The sequence below is a fragment of the Streptomyces cynarae genome (assembly GCF_025642135.1).
Classification (GTDB): domain Bacteria; phylum Actinomycetota; class Actinomycetes; order Streptomycetales; family Streptomycetaceae; genus Streptomyces; species Streptomyces cynarae.
Genome location: NZ_CP106793.1, coordinates 3,512,912 through 3,529,324 on the forward strand (window position 1 = coordinate 3,512,912; position 16,413 = coordinate 3,529,324).

Annotated in this window: 10 protein-coding genes, 1 other RNA gene and 2 pseudogenes; 2 read left to right on the plus strand and 11 right to left on the minus strand. The window is 70.5% G+C overall.

Going from position 1 to position 16,413, the window contains the following annotated elements:
- The first annotated feature begins 29 nt into the window (after positions 1–29).
- Positions 30–2,930 (plus strand): glycoside hydrolase family 3 C-terminal domain-containing protein, encoded by a 2,901-nt coding sequence (locus tag N8I84_RS16295; RefSeq protein ID WP_263230216.1) that lies wholly within the window; start codon positions 30–32, stop codon positions 2,928–2,930.
- A 50-nt stretch (positions 2,931–2,980) separates the two neighbouring features.
- Here the strand turns inward: N8I84_RS16295 and N8I84_RS16300 are convergent, their stop codons facing one another.
- The 7 genes from N8I84_RS16300 to ftsE all read right to left on the minus strand — a co-directional run bounded on the left by N8I84_RS16300 (position 2,981) and on the right by ftsE (position 9,908).
- The gene (locus N8I84_RS16300) at positions 2,981–3,961 is read right to left on the minus strand and encodes an extracellular catalytic domain type 1 short-chain-length polyhydroxyalkanoate depolymerase (RefSeq protein WP_263230217.1); all 981 of its coding nucleotides are present in this window, start codon (positions 3,959–3,961) and stop codon (positions 2,981–2,983) included.
- Between the two features lie 230 nt (positions 3,962–4,191).
- A complete protein-coding gene (locus N8I84_RS16305; protein WP_263230218.1) occupies positions 4,192–5,424 on the minus strand; it encodes a DUF6215 domain-containing protein in 1,233 nt (410 codons plus the stop codon).
- Between the two features lie 470 nt (positions 5,425–5,894).
- Positions 5,895–6,295: a transfer-messenger RNA gene (ssrA, locus tag N8I84_RS16310) on the minus strand.
- Between the two features lie 200 nt (positions 6,296–6,495).
- Positions 6,496–6,975, minus strand: coding sequence for an SsrA-binding protein SmpB (gene smpB / locus N8I84_RS16315; protein ID WP_200417702.1), 480 nt, complete (start codon positions 6,973–6,975; stop codon positions 6,496–6,498).
- A 69-nt stretch (positions 6,976–7,044) separates the two neighbouring features.
- Complete coding sequence (locus N8I84_RS16320) at positions 7,045–8,205, minus strand: S41 family peptidase (RefSeq protein ID WP_263230219.1); 1,161 nt, start codon at positions 8,203–8,205, stop codon at positions 7,045–7,047.
- Between the two features lie 67 nt (positions 8,206–8,272).
- Positions 8,273–9,190, minus strand: a complete 918-nt coding sequence (ftsX, locus tag N8I84_RS16325; protein ID WP_200417704.1) for a permease-like cell division protein FtsX — start codon at positions 9,188–9,190, stop codon at positions 8,273–8,275.
- A 28-nt stretch (positions 9,191–9,218) separates the two neighbouring features.
- On the minus strand, positions 9,219–9,908 hold the full coding sequence (gene ftsE / locus N8I84_RS16330) for a cell division ATP-binding protein FtsE (protein WP_103841080.1): 690 nt from the start codon (positions 9,906–9,908) through the stop codon (positions 9,219–9,221).
- A gap of 264 nt (positions 9,909–10,172) precedes the next feature.
- Between ftsE and N8I84_RS16335 the strand changes: the two genes are divergently transcribed.
- Positions 10,173–10,364, plus strand: coding sequence for a hypothetical protein (locus N8I84_RS16335; RefSeq protein ID WP_200417705.1), 192 nt, complete (start codon positions 10,173–10,175; stop codon positions 10,362–10,364).
- A 105-nt stretch (positions 10,365–10,469) separates the two neighbouring features.
- Here the strand turns inward: N8I84_RS16335 and N8I84_RS16340 are convergent, their stop codons facing one another.
- From N8I84_RS16340 to N8I84_RS16355, 4 genes and pseudogenes are all read right to left on the minus strand, one after another.
- Positions 10,470–11,144, minus strand: a complete 675-nt coding sequence (locus tag N8I84_RS16340) for a hypothetical protein (protein ID WP_263230220.1) — start codon at positions 11,142–11,144, stop codon at positions 10,470–10,472.
- A 346-nt stretch (positions 11,145–11,490) separates the two neighbouring features.
- Complete coding sequence (gene prfB / locus N8I84_RS16345) at positions 11,491–12,597, minus strand: peptide chain release factor 2 (protein ID WP_263230221.1); 1,107 nt, start codon at positions 12,595–12,597, stop codon at positions 11,491–11,493.
- A gap of 266 nt (positions 12,598–12,863) precedes the next feature.
- Positions 12,864–14,092, minus strand: a pseudogene (locus tag N8I84_RS16350) (serine/threonine-protein kinase).
- Between the two features lie 160 nt (positions 14,093–14,252).
- Positions 14,253–15,922: pseudogene (locus tag N8I84_RS16355) on the minus strand (serine/threonine-protein kinase).
- Positions 15,923–16,413 lie beyond the last annotated feature (491 nt).

Here is a 16,413-nt window from a genome sequence, read left to right on the forward strand (position 1 = left end):
TGCAAGGCCCTGACCGAAGGAGCCGTGGCATGAAAGGCACGCGAGGAAGACGCAGAACCACCCTGGCCGTGGCGCTCGCCCTGATCGCGGGGCTCGGAGCCACCGTCCCCGCCCAGGCCGACGACCCCGCCCACCCCTTCCGCAACCCGAACCTCCCCGTCGAGAAGCGCGTGGACGACCTCCTCTCCCGCCTCACCCTCGACGAGAAGATCTCCCTCCTCCACCAGTACGAACCCGCGATCCCCCGCCTCGGCATCCAGTCCTTCCGCACCGGCACCGAGGCCCTGCACGGCGTGGCCTGGCTCGGCAAGACGACGGTCTTCCCCCAGGCGATCGGGCTCGCCTCCACCTGGGACCCTTCGCTGATCCGCCAGGTCGGCTCGGCGGTCGGCGACGAGGCCCGCGGCTTTCAGCAGCAGCGCCCGGCCGGCTGGGGCCTCAACCTGTGGGCGCCGGTGGCCAACCTGCTGCGGGACCCGCGCTGGGGCCGCAACGAGGAGGGCTACTCCGAGGACCCGTACCTCACCGGCTCGATCTCCACGGCCTACGGCACGGGCCTGACGGGCGGCGACCCGAACCACCTCAAGACAGCACCCACGATCAAGCACTTCCTCGCCAACAACAACGAGGAGCACCGCGACACCACGTCCTCCGAACTGCGCCCGCGCGTGCTGAAGGAGTACGACGAGCAGGCGTTCAAGCCGGCGATCGAGGCGGACGCGGCGACGGGGGTCATGTCCTCGTACAACCTCGTCAACGGGCGCCCCAACACGGTGAACCCGGCACTGAACGACACCGTGCGCACCTGGACCTCGCAGGACCTGCTGAACGTCACGGACGCCTACGCGCCCGGCAACCTGGTCGGCAGTCAGAAGTACTACGGCACCCGGACCGAGGCGGAAGCGGCGGCGCTGAAGGCGGGCATCGACAGCTTCACCGACAACGACACGGACTCGGGGCCGACGACGGCGGCGATCAAGTCGGCCCTGTCCTCCGGCCTGCTGAACGAGTCGGACGTCGACACCGCCGCACGCCATGTCCTGAGCATCCGTGTCCGGCTCGGCGAGTTCGACCCGGGCGGCGGCGAGTACGGCTCCATCGACGCGTCGGTCATCGACAGCCCGGCGCACCGAGCGCTGGCGCGCAAGGCGGCGACCGAGGCGGCGGTGCTGCTGAAGAACGACGGCGCGCTGCCGCTGAAGAAGTCGGGGAGCGCGGCAGTGGTCGGCCCGCTCGCCGACACCCTCTACACGGACTGGTACTCGGGCAGCCTGCCGTACGCGGTGACGCCGAAGGACGGCATCGAGGCCAAGCTCGGCACCTCCGCGGCGAGCAGCGAGGGCGTGGACCGGATCGCACTGAAGGACACGGCGACCGGCAAGTACGTGACGGCCGGGGCGGGGGATGCGGGAGCGCCGCTGAAGGAGACGACGGAGAGCGGCGCCGGTGCGCAGTTCGACGTGTTCGACTGGGGCTCGGGAGTCGTCACCCTCCGCTCGGCCGCGAACGGGAAGTACGTCGGCTACAACTGGTCGAACTTCGTCAACGACCAGACGCAGCCGAACGGCTGGTACGTGCAGCAGCAGTTCAAGCTGGAGCGGCAGGAAGACGGGACGTACCTGCTGCGGTACGCGGGCTACGAGACCGGCGAGTCGTGGTGGTCGAACCCGGTGTACCTGGGCCCGGTGGACGCCGACGGCACGCTCGGCCTGGTGGCCAAGGACAAGGCCGCGCACTACACGAAGGACGTGGTCCGCAGCGGCGTCGACGAGGCGGTCGCCGCGGTCAAGGGCAAGGACACGGCCGTGGTGGTGGTCGGCTCGATGCCGGCGATCAACGGGCGCGAGGCCCACGACCGCACGGACATGGGCCTGGCCCCGTCGCAGGAGGCACTGGTCGAGGCGGTCCGCAAGGCGAACCCGAAGACGGTGGTCGTGGTCGAGAACAGCTACCCCACCACGCTGGGCGCGCTGCAGAAGGAGGTCCCGGCCCTGCTGTGGACGACGCACGCGGGCCAGGAGACGGGCAACGCGCTGGCCGACCTGCTGTACGGCGACGCGAACCCGGCGGGCCGCCTGACACAGACGTGGTACCGCTCGGAGTCGGATCTGCCGTCGATCCTGGACTACGACATCATCAAGTCGAACCGGACGTACCTCTACTACAAGGGGCAGCCGCTCTACCCCTTCGGCTACGGGCTGTCGTACACGTCGTTCCGCTACGGCGGGCTGAAGCGGGTCTCCGACGGCTACGCGGTGACGGTCACCAACACGGGCCGCCGGGCCGGTGACGAGGTGGTCCAGCTGTACGTCCACCAGCGGGAATCCCGCGACAAGCAGCCGCTGAAGCAGCTGAAGGCGTACGAACGGGTGTCGCTGAAGCCGGGCGAGACGAAGACGGTCCGTCTGAAGCTGCGGGACTCGGACCTTGCGCACTGGGACGTCACGCGCTCGAAGTGGATCGTGGAGACAGGGGCGTACGACGTGATGGTCGGCGCGTCGTCGGCGGACATCCGCGCGCGGACGTCGCTGAGGGTACGGGGCGAGACGATCCCGCCTCGGGACCTGTCGGCACTGACGCGGGCCGAGAACTTCGACGACTACAACGCGATCAGCCTGGTCGACGAGTCGAAGGCGAGCGGTACGGCGGTGTCGGCCGCGGCGGACGGGGCGTGGCTGAAGTTCGCGGACACGCGGCTGGGGTCGGGAGCTTCGACGCTGACGGCGCGACTGGCGGGCGCGGCCGGAACGCTGGAGGTGCGACTGGGCTCGCCCACGGGCCGACTGGTGGGCACGGCACACTTCGACGGGACGTCGTCGCCGTACACGTACGACGCCGTGACGGCTCCACTGACGGGAGCGAAGGGGCGTACGGACGTGTACCTGGTCCTGAGCAAGGGGCTCCGGCTCTCGACGTTCACGCTTCGCTGACGCACCGGACCGCGTACCGGCTCCCCCGAGCCGGTACGCGGCGCACCGGTTCAGCCGAGCCCCCAGACCCGTCCGAGCCGGTAGGCGGCGCACAGGTTCACGTCGAGGAAGTAGGAGCCTGCCGCCCCGCACTGCTCGCTCCCCGTCCCGGGGTCGACGGGCTGGCCGTGCCCCATGCCGGTGATGCTGTACGTCTCCACTACGGCGTTCCCGGACGGGTCCCGGAAGACCTGGTGCGGGTATCCGGCGACGGTGTCGCTCACGTCGGCGACCTGATCCGCCCCGTGCACATCGGTCCACTGCTTCATCAGATCGGTCATGTTGACGGGCTTGACGGTGTAGTCGGCCGTCCCCTGGAAGACCGTGAGCGTCGGCCAGGGCCCGCTGTACCCCGGGCGCGCGGCCCGCACCCGGTCGCCCCACTGCTTGGGGGTCTGGGTGGCCCCGACGTACATGCAGACGTACGGCGACCCGGCGGCCTGCGCGCACCCGTACGGCAGCCCGGCGACGACCCCGCCCGCGGCGAACTTCTCCGGGTAGGTCGCCATCATCACGGCGGTCATGCCGCCCCCCGCCGAGAGCCCGGTGACGTACACCCGCCCGGGGTCACCGGAGACGTCGGCGAGCTGCCGGTCGACCATCTGCGCGACCGAGGCGGCCTCACCCTGGCCGCGCTCGATGTCCCCGCTCTGGAACCAGTCGAAGCAGTTCGAGGGGTTGTTGCTGCTCTGCTGCTGCGGCAGGACCACGGAGAACCCCCACCGGTCGGCGAGCTGGATCCACCCGCTTCCGGTGCCGTACCCGGCGGCGTCCTGGGTGCACCCGTGCAACGCGACGACGACGGGCCGCCCGGCGGGAAGCCCACCGGGCACATACCGGTACATGCGCAGTGCACCGGGGTTCGACCCGAACCCGGTGACCTCCTCCAGGGAGGCCGCCGTGGCTGTGCCCGGCGTGAGGAAGGCGGCGAGAAGAGCGACCAGGAGACTCGCCAGGACGAAGTAGCGACGTGCGGCTCTGGTGTGCGTCATGCCGGGGACCGTAGGGAGAGACGCCTCCCCCCGATATGGGACGGGACACCACAACAAAGGCACTGCCTGTGTGCGGACTGCGGCCAGGAGCAGTACGGCACCCAGGCGTTGGCGCCGCCGCGTCCCGTCCTGCTGCACCCGCTGTGGAAACGGCTCCGGTTTCAGGTACTCGTGCGCGGCCACCGGCTTCCCCCGACGGTCCACAGGCGCGCCTCCCTGCCGGCGGTCCGTCATCCGTTGGCGGCCCACCCCGGGATCGTCGGCAGCACCTTCTCGGCGACGCGGAGCAGTACCGCGTCGTCGGGCACCGCGCCGTCCGCGCGCCACAGGGCCACCTCGAAGGAGCCGCCGCTGTCCTTGGCATCGCGGGCCACCGAGAGGACGCGGGCCGGGACGCCCGGACCGCTGTCGGTGTCGCTCCCGTCGAGGCGGAAATGGATGCTGATGGTGCGGTCCGAGTACAGGACGGCCGGTCGCCCGAGAACGGTCCGCTGCAGGGCGCCGTCCCCCAGGAGCGCGGCCGCCCCGGCCACCGGAAGGCGGTCGTAGGTGGCCGACAGCGTCACCGTGTAGGTGCCGAACTCCACCTGAGCCGAGGGGTTGTCGATCTCCTTGCCACCGGCGAGTTCGACCGAGCCGTCGCTGCCGCTGGCGTTCTTCGCGCTCTCCCCGGCCGTGCCCAGCAGTTCGGCGAGGTCGGGACGGTTCACTGCCTTGCAGAGTTGCGCACCGGAGACGTGCCGAGACGCCTTGCCCGGCGACTTGTCGGGCTCCCCGTCCGAACACGTGGCGGTCGTCGCAGCACTGCCCGAGGACGACGTCTGCCCGAACGTCCACAGAACGACACCGAGTACCGCCACCACCGCCACGGCCGCGACGGCCTGTCCCCAGGGGTTCGGCCCCTTCGGGGGCACCACGTGGTGCGGCTCGTCCTGCTTGGGCGCCCCTTCCCTCCCCTCCCTGCTTCCTTCGTTCACAGGCACTGGGGTCGGGCCACCGGACTCGGCGGTCCGCACGGCTCGGCGCAGGCGGAGCATGCCTCTGACGGTGCGGATCCGCCAAGCGGTGAAGGCGAGGAGCACCACGCCGGTGAGAGTGGGAATCTTCCAACTGCCGGAGCCGTCGCGGGTCGCGGTGTGGTCACCGGAGCCGTCGACGAGGGCGGCCAGGGTGCCGTCGGCGGGGCGGTTCTCGATGATTCCGTCGACGGCGACGCGGCTGATGCTCACGGAGTGGTCAGTGGCCTCGAACGAGCCCTTGCAGGCCCAGCCGTCCTGCCGCAGATCGCCCAAACCGCCGGTCGCAGGCGTGCACTCGGCCACCTTGACCGTGCCGGGCACTCCTGTCGCCTCTGCATAGGCCTGCCGAGCCCCCTGCACGGTCAGGAACAGACCGAAGAGCAGCCCGACGACGGCGAGGGATATCTCGCGGGGAAGCGGCGGGAGGAGGCGGAGCAAGAACATCGGTCGATGAGTCCTTCTGAATGTCGGTGAGCCGAGTCAGGCAAGGGTGCGGGCGCAGCTGGGAAAGCCTGGTCCGGGCCGCGAGAGACATCCTTCTGCGTGAAACAGGCAGGCCGAGGCTTGTCCGTCCGAAGCAGTGGACGTGGCGGCGGTCCCCCCGAACCGCGGGCTGGAGTGCGCGTCGGCGGAGGGGTCAGGTCCGCGAGGACGCGACGGTCACCATAGACATGCCAAGACGGACGACGACAAGATCCGTGCGAGGCATGGCCAAAAGCCGACCACTCGGCCGATCGTTGTGAAACGGCGCAGAATCTGTGCACCACATGTGAAGATCGCGGGCGCAACAGGGCCTCGGCACCGCTCGAAGTTGGCCGGAACACGTCGCCCGCGTCCGCGCACGGCAAAGGCCCCGCCGCTTGAAAGCGACGGGGCCTCGCCCACATGGGGTTCAGGAGGCCGGGGCCTCCCGATCGTGGAGATGGCGGGAATCGAACCCGCGTCCAACGGTGAAGAATCAGGGCTTCTCCGTGTGCAGTCCGCTGTGCTTTTCTCGGCCCCGGAGATCACGCGGACAAGTCTCCGACGGGCCCAGTCACTGTGTGGTTTCCCTCTTCACCCCGTGACCGGGATCAAGGTTTAGTTCCCTAGCTGATGCCAGGATCCGGGTCGGGAACACCCCCGGGCTGACACTCCCTTTAGTAGGGCAGCTGCTGCTCGCTACCTGATCAGGCAGCGAGGGCCAGCTGGCCCTGGGAGAGATCGCGCTTGGAATTGGCGATTATTTTTTTCGGCCTGTGGTTTACGAGATCATGGCCGCTTCCTCGACACGCTTCCCCTGCTTCGACAGCCGCTGTCGAAACCGATCATCCCCATGTTGATTTTTCAATCGGCGCCCCTCACCGGGAGGGACTCGCACCGGCCGAGCGGTGCGATGCCATCGTACGGGATCAACGCATCCCGTCGCCAGCGTATTCCCGGCGGTCACCCCGCCGTGGTACCCGGTTCAACACCGACGGGTGCCCGGTTCTTCCCGGCTCACGCCGGTGTTCCCGCTCGGCGCGGCGTTCCCGCTCACGCCCGCTGCCGGCGGCGCACCGCCGACATCGCCCGCTCCGCCTCGCGGCGGTCCTGCTTCTCGCGGAGCGTCTGCCGCTTGTCGTACTCCTTCTTGCCCTTCGCCAGCGCGATCTCGATCTTGGCGCGGCCGTCCTTGAAGTACAGGGACAGGGGCACGATCGTGTGACCCGTCTCCTGCGCCTTGGACTCCAGCTTGTCGATCTCGTCGCGGTGCAGCAGCAGCTTCCGCTTGCGGCGGGCGCTGTGGTTGGTCCAGGTGCCCTGGCTGTACTCCGGCACGTGCACGTTGTACAGCCACGCCTCGTGCCCGTCGAGCTGCACGAAGCCGTCGACCAGCGATGCCCGCCCCTGACGCAGCGACTTCACCTCGGTGCCCATGAGGACGAGACCGGCCTCGTAGGTGTCGAGGATGTGGTAGTCGTGCCGCGCCTTCTTGTTCTGCGCGATCAGCTTGCGCCCTTTTTCCTTAGCCATAGTGCCGACCATTTTCGCACTACAGGGGGGTGCGCGGGGAAGTCGATTACGTGGCGTCGCGGCGCGTGGCTACGAGGCGTCGCCCAGGCCCCCGAGCACCGTCTCGGCCCGCTGGAGCGCCCCGTCGTCGACCTCCAGGTCGGGGGTGATGCCGCGGCCGTCGACACCGCGGCCCGCGGGGGTGCGGTAGTGGCCGACGGTCAGCTCGGCGACGGAGCCGTCCGGAAGGCGGCTCGGCATCTGGATGGAGCCCTTGCCGAAGGTGCGGGTGCCCACCACCACGGCCCGGCCGCGGTCCTGGAGGGCGCCGGTGAGCAGTTCGGCCGCGCTCATGGTGCCGCCGTCGACAAGCGCGACCAGGGGTCTGGTGGTGTCGCCGCCGGGCTCGGCGCGCAGGACGCGCTGGTCACCGTCGACGTCGTAGGTGCCCACCAGCCCGCCGTCGAGGAAGACGGACGCGGCGGTGACGGCCTCGGCGACGAATCCCCCCGAGTTGCCGCGCAGGTCGAGCACGATCCCGCCGCCCTTGGGTGCCCGGTCGACGGCGTCCCGTACGCGGTCCCCGGAGCCCTTGGTGAACGCGGTGACCTTGATCAGGGTGATGCCACGGGCGAGCCGGCGCACGGTCACCGAGTCCGTGGAAAGCCGGGCCCGGCGCAGCACCTCGGTCCAGGTCTGCGTGCCGCGCTGCAGTCCGAGCCGCACCCGGGAGCCGGCCCCCGCGTCGTCCGCGTCGCCGCGCAGCAGAGAGACGACCTCGGTGACGGGCCTGCCGGTGACGTCCTCGCCGTCGACGCGGCGCAGCAGGTCGCCCTTGCGGATCCCGGCGCGGGCCGCGGGCGAGCCGGGCTGCACCCGGGTCACCTCGATCCGCCCGTCGCTCTCCCGCCGGGCCGACAGCCCGACGCCGGTGTACTGGCCGTCGAGGGCCTCCTCCAGCTCCTCGTACTCGCCCTGGGAGTAGACGGCGCTCCACCGGTCGCCGCTGCGGCTGACCGCGCGCTCGGCGGCCTCCATCGGGGACTTGCCGTCGGCCATCGCCCGCTCGGCGGCCTCGGTGACGTCGTCGTGGCCGGCCGGGACCGCCGACTCCGTGGAGGACTGTTTCGCGTCGCTTCCGCCGAACGAGCCGGTCGCGGCGCCGGCGACGAGGACGCTCGCGAAGACCAACGTCAGGGCCGCCCCGTGGCGGATGCGACGGGGCTGACAGAACAGGTCACGGCCTGACATGCCGGTGAGTCTAGGACAACGCATGGGGGCGTACGGGCGGTTGCCCGTACGCCCCCATTGGCGTGCGTCACACCTTGAGGTACTTGCGCAACGCGAAGAACGCGGCCAGCGCGGGCATCAGCAGGCTCGTGGCGAGTATCAGCGGCAGCTTGGTCAGGACGGCGTCCCAGCCGATGAAGTTGATCAGGTTGAGCTTGTGGGACAGGTCGAGGCCGTGGTCGATGATGAAGTACCGCGCGATCAGCAGGAATCCGCAGGCGACCGTGCCGCCGATGAGCCCGGCGACCGCGGCCTCCATGATGAACGGCGCCTGGATGTAGAAGCCGGAGGCACCGACCAGACGCATGATGCCGGTCTCACGGCGACGGCTGAAGGCGGAGACGCGCACCGTGTTGACGATCAGCATCAGCGCGACGACCAGCATCATCGCCATGACCGCGCGCGCGGCCCAGTTCATGCCGTTGAGCAGGCCGAAGAGGTTGTCCAGGATGCCCTTCTGGTCCTGCACCGACTGCACGCCGTCGCGGCCGTTGAAGGCGGACGCGATGACCTGGTACTGCTCCGGGTTCTTCAGCTTGATGCGGTACGACTCCTGCATCTGGTCCGGAGTGAGCGAACTGGCCAGCGGGGAGTCGCCGAACTGCTCTTTGTAGTGCTTGTAGGCCTCGTCCTGGGACTCGTAGGTGACCTTCTCGACGACCGACATCTTCTTCAGGTCGGAGAGGATCTGGTCCTTCTGCTCCTGGGTGACCGCGCCCTTGGAGCAGTTGGGGTCGGACTCCGCGTCGCTCTTGTTGCACAGGAAGATCGAGACGTTGACCTTGTCGTACCAGTAGCCCTTCATCTGGTTGACCTGATCACTCATCAGCAGCGAGCCGCCGAAGAGCGCCAGGGAGAGGGCGACCGAGACGATCACCGCGAAGGTCATCGTCAGATTGCGGCGGAGACCGACACCGATCTCCGACAGAACGAACTGCGCGCGCATGGCGTCTGCTCAAGCCTTTCCGTGGAACTCAGTGCTGGTAGCCGTAGACGCCGCGCGCCTGGTCGCGGACGAGGCGGCCCTTCTCCAGCTCGATGACGCGCTTGCGCATCTGGTCCACGATGTTCTGGTCGTGGGTCGCCATCACCACGGTCGTGCCCGTCCGGTTGATCCGGTCGAGCAGCTTCATGATGCCGACGGAGGTCTGCGGGTCGAGGTTGCCGGTGGGCTCGTCGGCGATCAGCAGCTTGGGCCGGTTGACGAAGGCCCGCGCGATGGCCACGCGCTGCTGCTCACCGCCGGAGAGCTCGCCGGGCATCCGGTCCTCCTTGCCACCGAGCCCGACGAGGTCGAGCACCTGGGGCACGGACTTGCGGATCTCGCCGCGCGACTTGCCGATGACCTCCTGTGCGAAGGCCACGTTCTCGGCGACCGTCTTGTTGGGCAGGAGCCGGAAGTCCTGGAAGACCGTCCCCAGCTGGCGGCGCATCTGCGGCACCTTCCAGTTGGAGAGGCGGGCGAGGTCCTTGCCCAGGACGTGCACCTGCCCGGTGCTGCACCGCTCCTCGCGGAGGATCAGCCGCAGGAAGGTGGACTTTCCGGAGCCGGAGGACCCCACGAGAAAGACGAACTCGCCCTTCTCCACCTCCAGGGAGACATCCCTGAGTGCGGGGCGGGTCTGCTTGGGGTAGACCTTGGAGACGTTGTCGAATCGGATCACGGATGCACCACGGGCCGTCGGGGGTATGTGAGCGTGACCATACGCGAACCGGGTGCAGGAGCGCAGTCGCCGGTCATGGATACGGGAGGGTTGCGCGTTTTGTCATAGCCCCACGGGGTACGGAGGCGCGCTGTGATGCCCTCCACGGCCACAGGACTGGCGGAGCCCGCGCAGTGGCTCCCGGAACCTGGCACAGTGGAGTGGGAACTGTCGCGTTACCGAAAGCGTTGTGTACCTGTAAGCGGCACGAGGAGGGCGAGGCGCATGACGTACGACCGATTGGTGTGCGCGAACTGCGCGGCGCCCGTCAGCGAGGGCCGCTGTCCCGTGTGCCGCGCCAGCCGGGAGCGCCTTCAGCAGGAGAACCCCTGGTCAGGGCTGACGCCGGCGGCGCTGATCGCCCTGGTGGCCGTGCTGATCGCGGCGGTGGCGCTGCTGGCGCACCAGACGGCGTAGCGGAGCGGGGAAAAGACGGGTGTACGGGAAGGGCCCGGGGCGATGCCGCCCCGGGCCCTTCTCATGCAGTTCTCACACCTGCGGGTGAGGCTGTGCGCCCCTGACTCAGGCGGCGGCTCCGCCGCGGCCGTTGATCAGGCGCGGCATCACCCGGAAGCCGATACCGCCGGCGATCATCGTGGCGGCGCCGACCAGCAGGAACGCGGTCTGGCCGGCACCCGTCTCGGCCAGCTGCTTGCCGCTGCCCTGGGCGGAGGCGTCGGTGGTGCCGCTGTCGGAGCCCGTGTCGGTCAGGACCGAGGAGCCCTTGCCCTGCTGGACGGGGCTGTTGCCGCCGCCGTCGGGGTTGGTGTTGTTGCCGCCGCCGTTGTTGCCGTGGCCGTTCCCGTTGCCGTTCCCGTTCCCGTTGCCGCCGCCGTGGCCGTTGGAGGGGGGCGCCTCCGTCGGCTCGGTCGGGTTCCCGGTGGGCTGCTGCGGGTCGGTCGGCTGGCCCGGGTCGGTGGGCGGGGTCGCCGGGATGGTGGGCGGGGTCCCCGGGTCGGTGGGCGGGGTCGCCGGAGGGGTGGTGGGCGGGGTCGCCGGGCCGGTCGGGATACCGGTGCTCCCGTCGGTCGGGTCGTCGTTGACGCTCACGCCGGCACCGATACCGGTCTGGTCGACGCTCGCGCCGATCTTGATGTCGAGCGCCGAGGCGGCACCCGCGGCGGTCAGCGACGCACCGGCTGCGATCACCGCACCGGCTGCTATCCGCGCCACCCGGATCCGCGTCTTCTTGGTCATCAGGCTGCTACCCCCAGTAGCTGATCGTCATTGGAGCAGCGTCCGGGGCGACGGCACTCGGGGACAACTGTGCTTTTCAGCGAGCCCCCCGGTTCACATGCGCCCCAGAGATACGCATGCCGCGCTTCACCCTTCCGAGTTTTCACAGCAACGTCAAGGTCGTTGCGGGCGCCATGTCCGATAACGCGTCTTTTACGGGAGAAGCGGGACTGTGAGTGTGATGTAAAACCCAGACATCCGGAGACAGACAAGGCAACTACCCCTGGGTGAGGGGCAGTTGCCTTGTCGACAAAACGCTGTTTCCGCGGCCGGTTTTTCCGGCTACGCCGGACCGAGCGCGGCCGGTTTACTTCTCCTGCTGCTTGCGCCAGCGAATTCCGGCTTCGATGAAGCCGTCGATCTCGCCGTTGAAGACGGCCTCGGGATTGCCGACCTCGTACTCGGTGCGCAGGTCCTTGACCATCTGGTACGGGTGCAGGACGTACGAACGCATCTGGTTGCCCCAGGAGTTGCCGCCGTCGCCCTTGAGGGCGTCCATCTTGGCCTGCTCCTCCTGGCGTCGCCGCTCGAGGAGCTTGGCCTGGAGAACGTTCATCGCGGAGGCCCGGTTCTGGATCTGGGACCGCTCGTTCTGGCAGGTGACGACGATGCCGGTGGGGAGGTGGGTGATCCGCACCGCGGAGTCCGTCGTGTTGACGCCCTGGCCACCGGGCCCGGAGGACCGGAACACATCCACGCGGAGGTCGGAGTCGTCGATCTCGACGTGGTCGGACTGCTCCACGACGGGAAGGATCTCCACGCCCGCGAAGGAGGTCTGGCGCCGCCCCTGGTTGTCGTAGGGGGAGATACGGACGAGCCGGTGGGTGCCCTGCTCGACGGAGAGGGTGCCGTAGGCGTACGGGGCCTGGACGGCGAACGTCGTGGACTTGATCCCGGCCTCTTCGGCGTACGACGTGTCGTAGACCTCGGTCTTGTAGCCGTGCTGCTCGGCCCAGCGCAGGTACATGCGCTGGAGCTTCTCGGCGAAGTCGGCCGCGTCGACGCCGCCGGCCTCGGCACGGATGTTGACGAGCGCCTCGCGGGCGTCGTACTCGCCGCTGAGGAGCGTCCGCACCTCCATCTCGTCCAGCGCCTTCTTGACCGCGGCGAGCTCGGCCTCGGCCTCGACGCGGGTGTCCGGGTCGTCCTCGGCCTCGGCGAGCTCGAAGAGCACACCGAGGTCGTCGATCCGGCCGCGCAGGGCCTCGGCCTTCCGCACCTCCGCCTGGAGGTGGGAGAGCCTGCTGGTGATTTTCTGCGCCTCGTCCGGGTTGTCCCAGAGGGACGGCGCGGCCGCCTGCTCCTCGAGCACGGCGATGTCTGCCCTCATCTTGTCGAGGTCCAGAACGGCCTCGATCGACTCCATGGTCGAGGAGAGGGACTTGAGCTCTTCGGATACATCGACGACTGCCACGCATCCAGCGTAACGGCTCCGCCAGGCGTGCCATGCCGGTGACCGCGTGGTTACCGGGCGCCCAAACCCGGGGTGCGGCCCTGGGGGCTCCGCCCCGGACCCCGATCGGCCTGACGGCCGGGCCGGGGCCCAGTCGGCCTGACGGCCGGCGACGCAGTCGCACCGCGGTGGCATCGGCGGACGCGCGGGGGCGGGCCGTCCGTGGCCGGTCGCGCAGTTCCCCGCGCCCCTTCAGGGGCGCAGCCACCGCCTCTCCGGTCCCCGGCTCAGGGCGCCGCCGACGCCGAGTTCCCCGAGGTCGGGGGTGGCGCCCCGGTGTCGTCCCCGGAGGTCGCCCACCATGCGCCCACGCCGATCGCCGCCGCCAGTACCGCCGCCGCCACGCCCAGCGTGATCCGGCGGCGCCGGGCCGCAGCGCGGTGGCGGGCCGAGCCCGGGCGGGGGCGCCCGGGGTGCGAGGGGCGCGGGCCGTGCCGCGGGCGCCGCCCGCCAGTTCGTCCGGGCCCGGCACCCGCATCGAGGTGTGCGTGTCCCGGTTCGAGTCCGGTTTCGCCCCCGGCACCAGGGGCACCGCTCCTCGCCGCGCCCGTGCCACGACCGGCTCCCCGGGCGCCTCGTACGGCTCCTCCAGCGGCTCCGCGTCCGGTTCGTCCACGTCCAGCGGCGGCATCCCCGCCAGCAGCGGCAGCTGCTCGCGCAGCCGCGCCGCCAGCTCCGACGCCCGTAGTCGTGATGCCGGCGCCTTCGCGAGGCACTGCACCATCAGCTGCCACAGCTCGTCCGGGATGCCGGGCAGGGGGACGACCGTCTCCGTGACGTGGCGGCGCAGGACCGCGCCCGGGTGGCCGCCGCCGAACGGCGTGAAGCCCGCGAGGAGCTCGTACAGCACCGTGGCCAGCGCGTAGATGTCCACCGCCGCCCTCGGCGGCAGGCCCTCGACTATCTCCGGCGCCAGATAGTCCGGGGTACCGATGATCTTCGTGGCCTTGCTCCGCCGCGGCGAGTCGATCAGCTTCGCCACGCCGAAGTCCGTCAGCAGTGCCGGGTGCGCCCCGCCGGGGCCCAGTGGCCCCTGCATGTCGAGCAGGATGTTCTCCGGCTTCACGTCCCGGTGCACGATGCCGGCCGCGTGCGCCGCCGCCAGCCCCTCCGCCACGTCGGCCACGATCGCGACCGCCGCCTCGGGCGCGAGGCGGCGCTCCCGGTCCAGACGGGTGCGCAGATCCGTGCCGCGGACCAGGTCCATGACGAGGGCCAGGTCGTTGCCGTCGACCACCAGGTCCCGTACGGACACGACGTGCGGATGGTCGAGCCCCAGCAGCGCCGTGCGCTCCTGGACGAAGCGGCCCACGAGCTCCTGGTCGGACGCGAGGTCCTCCCGCAGCAGCTTGATGGCGACCGGCCCCTCCGGTCCCTCGCCCAGCCACACCGTGCCGGCGCTTCCCCGCCCCAGGATCTGGTTGGCGGTGTACCGGCTGCCGATCTTCCGTGCCAAGTCTGCTCCTACTGGGGACGCGTGTTGCCGACCCTGCGCCGGACCCCGATCGACAAAACTACGCGTCCGAAGCGGCAACCTTCACCGCCGAACGGGAAATCACCCGTCGGATGTCGACAAATCCCCAAGCTCGGCGTGCACGAAGGCCGTCCGGAGCCCGCTACTTGTTGCCCAGCCGCCCGATCCAGTCCGCCGCGGTGGAGAACCAGTCGCTCAACTGCTGCCAGTACGACTTGGTCGTCCCGATCCACTGCTGCAGCGGGCTGAACTCCCACACCAGCCACCCGGCGACGAACAGGATGACGATCGTGAACAGGCACCCCTTGAGGCAGCCGAGCCCCGGGATCTTCATCGGGTTCGCGCTGCGCTGCCGCGGCGGCCGGGGCTCACGCGCCGGACGGGGCGCCGGCTGCTGCGGCTGCTGAGGCGCGGGCGCGTACCGCTGGGGCTGCTGCTGCGGGGCAGGCGCGTACTGCTGCCGCTGGGGCGCGTACTGCTGGGGCTGCCCCTGCGGACGGCCGTACCCCGGCCCGGGCTGCTGCCGCTGCGGCGGGCCCTGCTGCGGATGCTGCTGGGGCCGCGCCACCTGCCGCTGCGGGCGGCGGCGCAGCGGGTCCTCGCCGGGGTCGAGGTACGCCTGGACCTGCGTCTGCTCGTTGCGGTCGCGGGCCGCGCGCAGCTGGCTCTGCCAGGGGTGCGGCTCCTCCTGCCGGGGCTGCCCGCCGGGCCGTGCGGCGGCATGGGCGGCATGACGGCCGTCGGGTCGGCGGCCCCGCCCGTGGGCAGGACGGCGGTGGGGTCGGCGGAGCCGGGCGGGGTGTGCGGCAGAACGCTGGTCGCCGCGTTCGGGTCGTACGAGGACGCCGGGCCCTGCGGCAGTACCTGCGTGGGGTCGGCGGAGCCGGGGACGGCCGCCGGGGCCGGGTCGGGGCCGAGCAGGGCGGTCACGCCCTCCGCGGCGGCGATCTGCGCGGAGTTCGCGTGCACGCCGACGCCCTCGGCGACCACCCGCAGCGCCCGCGCCAGGTTCTCGGCGCTCGGCCGGCCCTCCGGGTTCTTGCGCAGGCAGCGCTCTATCACCGTCCACAGCGGGTCGGGCACCGTGGACGGGCGGCGCGGTTCGGCGCTCAGGTGCTGGTGGAGCACCTCGAGGGCCGAGCCGCCGGAGAACGGCGGACGTCCGGTGACCAGCTCGTACAGCAGGATGCCGGCGCCGTAGATGTCCACCGCGGAGGTCTGCGGGCGGCCCTCGGCCGACTCCGGGGCGACGTACGCGGGCGTGCCCACGAACTCGCTCGTGCGCGTGAGGCCGGGCGAGTCGGCGAGCCGGGCGATGCCGAAGTCGGTCAGCATCGGGTGCATCTGCCCGTCGTGCTGCGCGAGCAGGACGTTCGCGGGCTTCAGGTCGCGGTGCACGACGCCGTCGGCGTGGCTCGCGGCCAGCGCGTCGGCGATCTGGGCGGTGAGCAGGGCGGCGGCGACCGGCGTGAAGGGGCCGTTCTCGCGCAGGTAGCGGTGCAGGTCGGGGCCGTCGACGAGGTCCATGACCAGGGCCAGCAGATCGCCCTCGACCACCAGGTCGCGAACCCGCACGATGTTCGGGTGGGTCAGCCGGAGCAGGACGGACCGCTCCCGCAGGAACCGCATGACGACATCGGGGTCGCTCGCCAGCTCCTCCTTGAGGACCTTGATCGCCACGGTCTCGCCGGGCCGGCCCGCGACGGCCGCCTCGGCACCCGCGGTCTCCCGCTGGCGGGCTCGCCAGACGGTGCCCGTGGCGCCGCGTCCCAGCGGCTCCTCAAGGAGGTACTTGCTCCCTACCGGCCGCACGTCATGCGCTCCCTGTTGCTTGCTCTTCCGGTCGTTCACCGCGCTACCGGTGTTCCGCCCACTGTAGTGCCGAGGTACCTGGCAGCGAGCTGTCGACGGCCTGTGGGTCACGGGCCCCGCATGGATGAGGTACGTATTCGGCTCCCGCACCTGTTCGATGACAAGACGCTCGCTTCGGTTCAGTTGGTTGCCCGATCCGGGCGTGACCGATCTCAAGCGTGCACCTGCCGGGCACTGGTCAGGCACTTTTACGGGCAGAGCCGACCAATCAAGATCATTTGACGGTGGAGGGCAGGCGCACTGTCAGTGGCAGGTGCGAGGATGCATCCCGTACTGGCCGATGTGCTCGTGTGCGGTGGGGAGTCCGCGGTGGGGGACCGTGGAGCGGCTCCTTCCCCGTCCTCGGGCGCCCGCACGCGCGGGAGCCGAAGGGGCGCGTCGGTGTCGAGGGGGGCGAGCGCGCGGGCCCGGAGGACCGGGCGCGGTCGCGG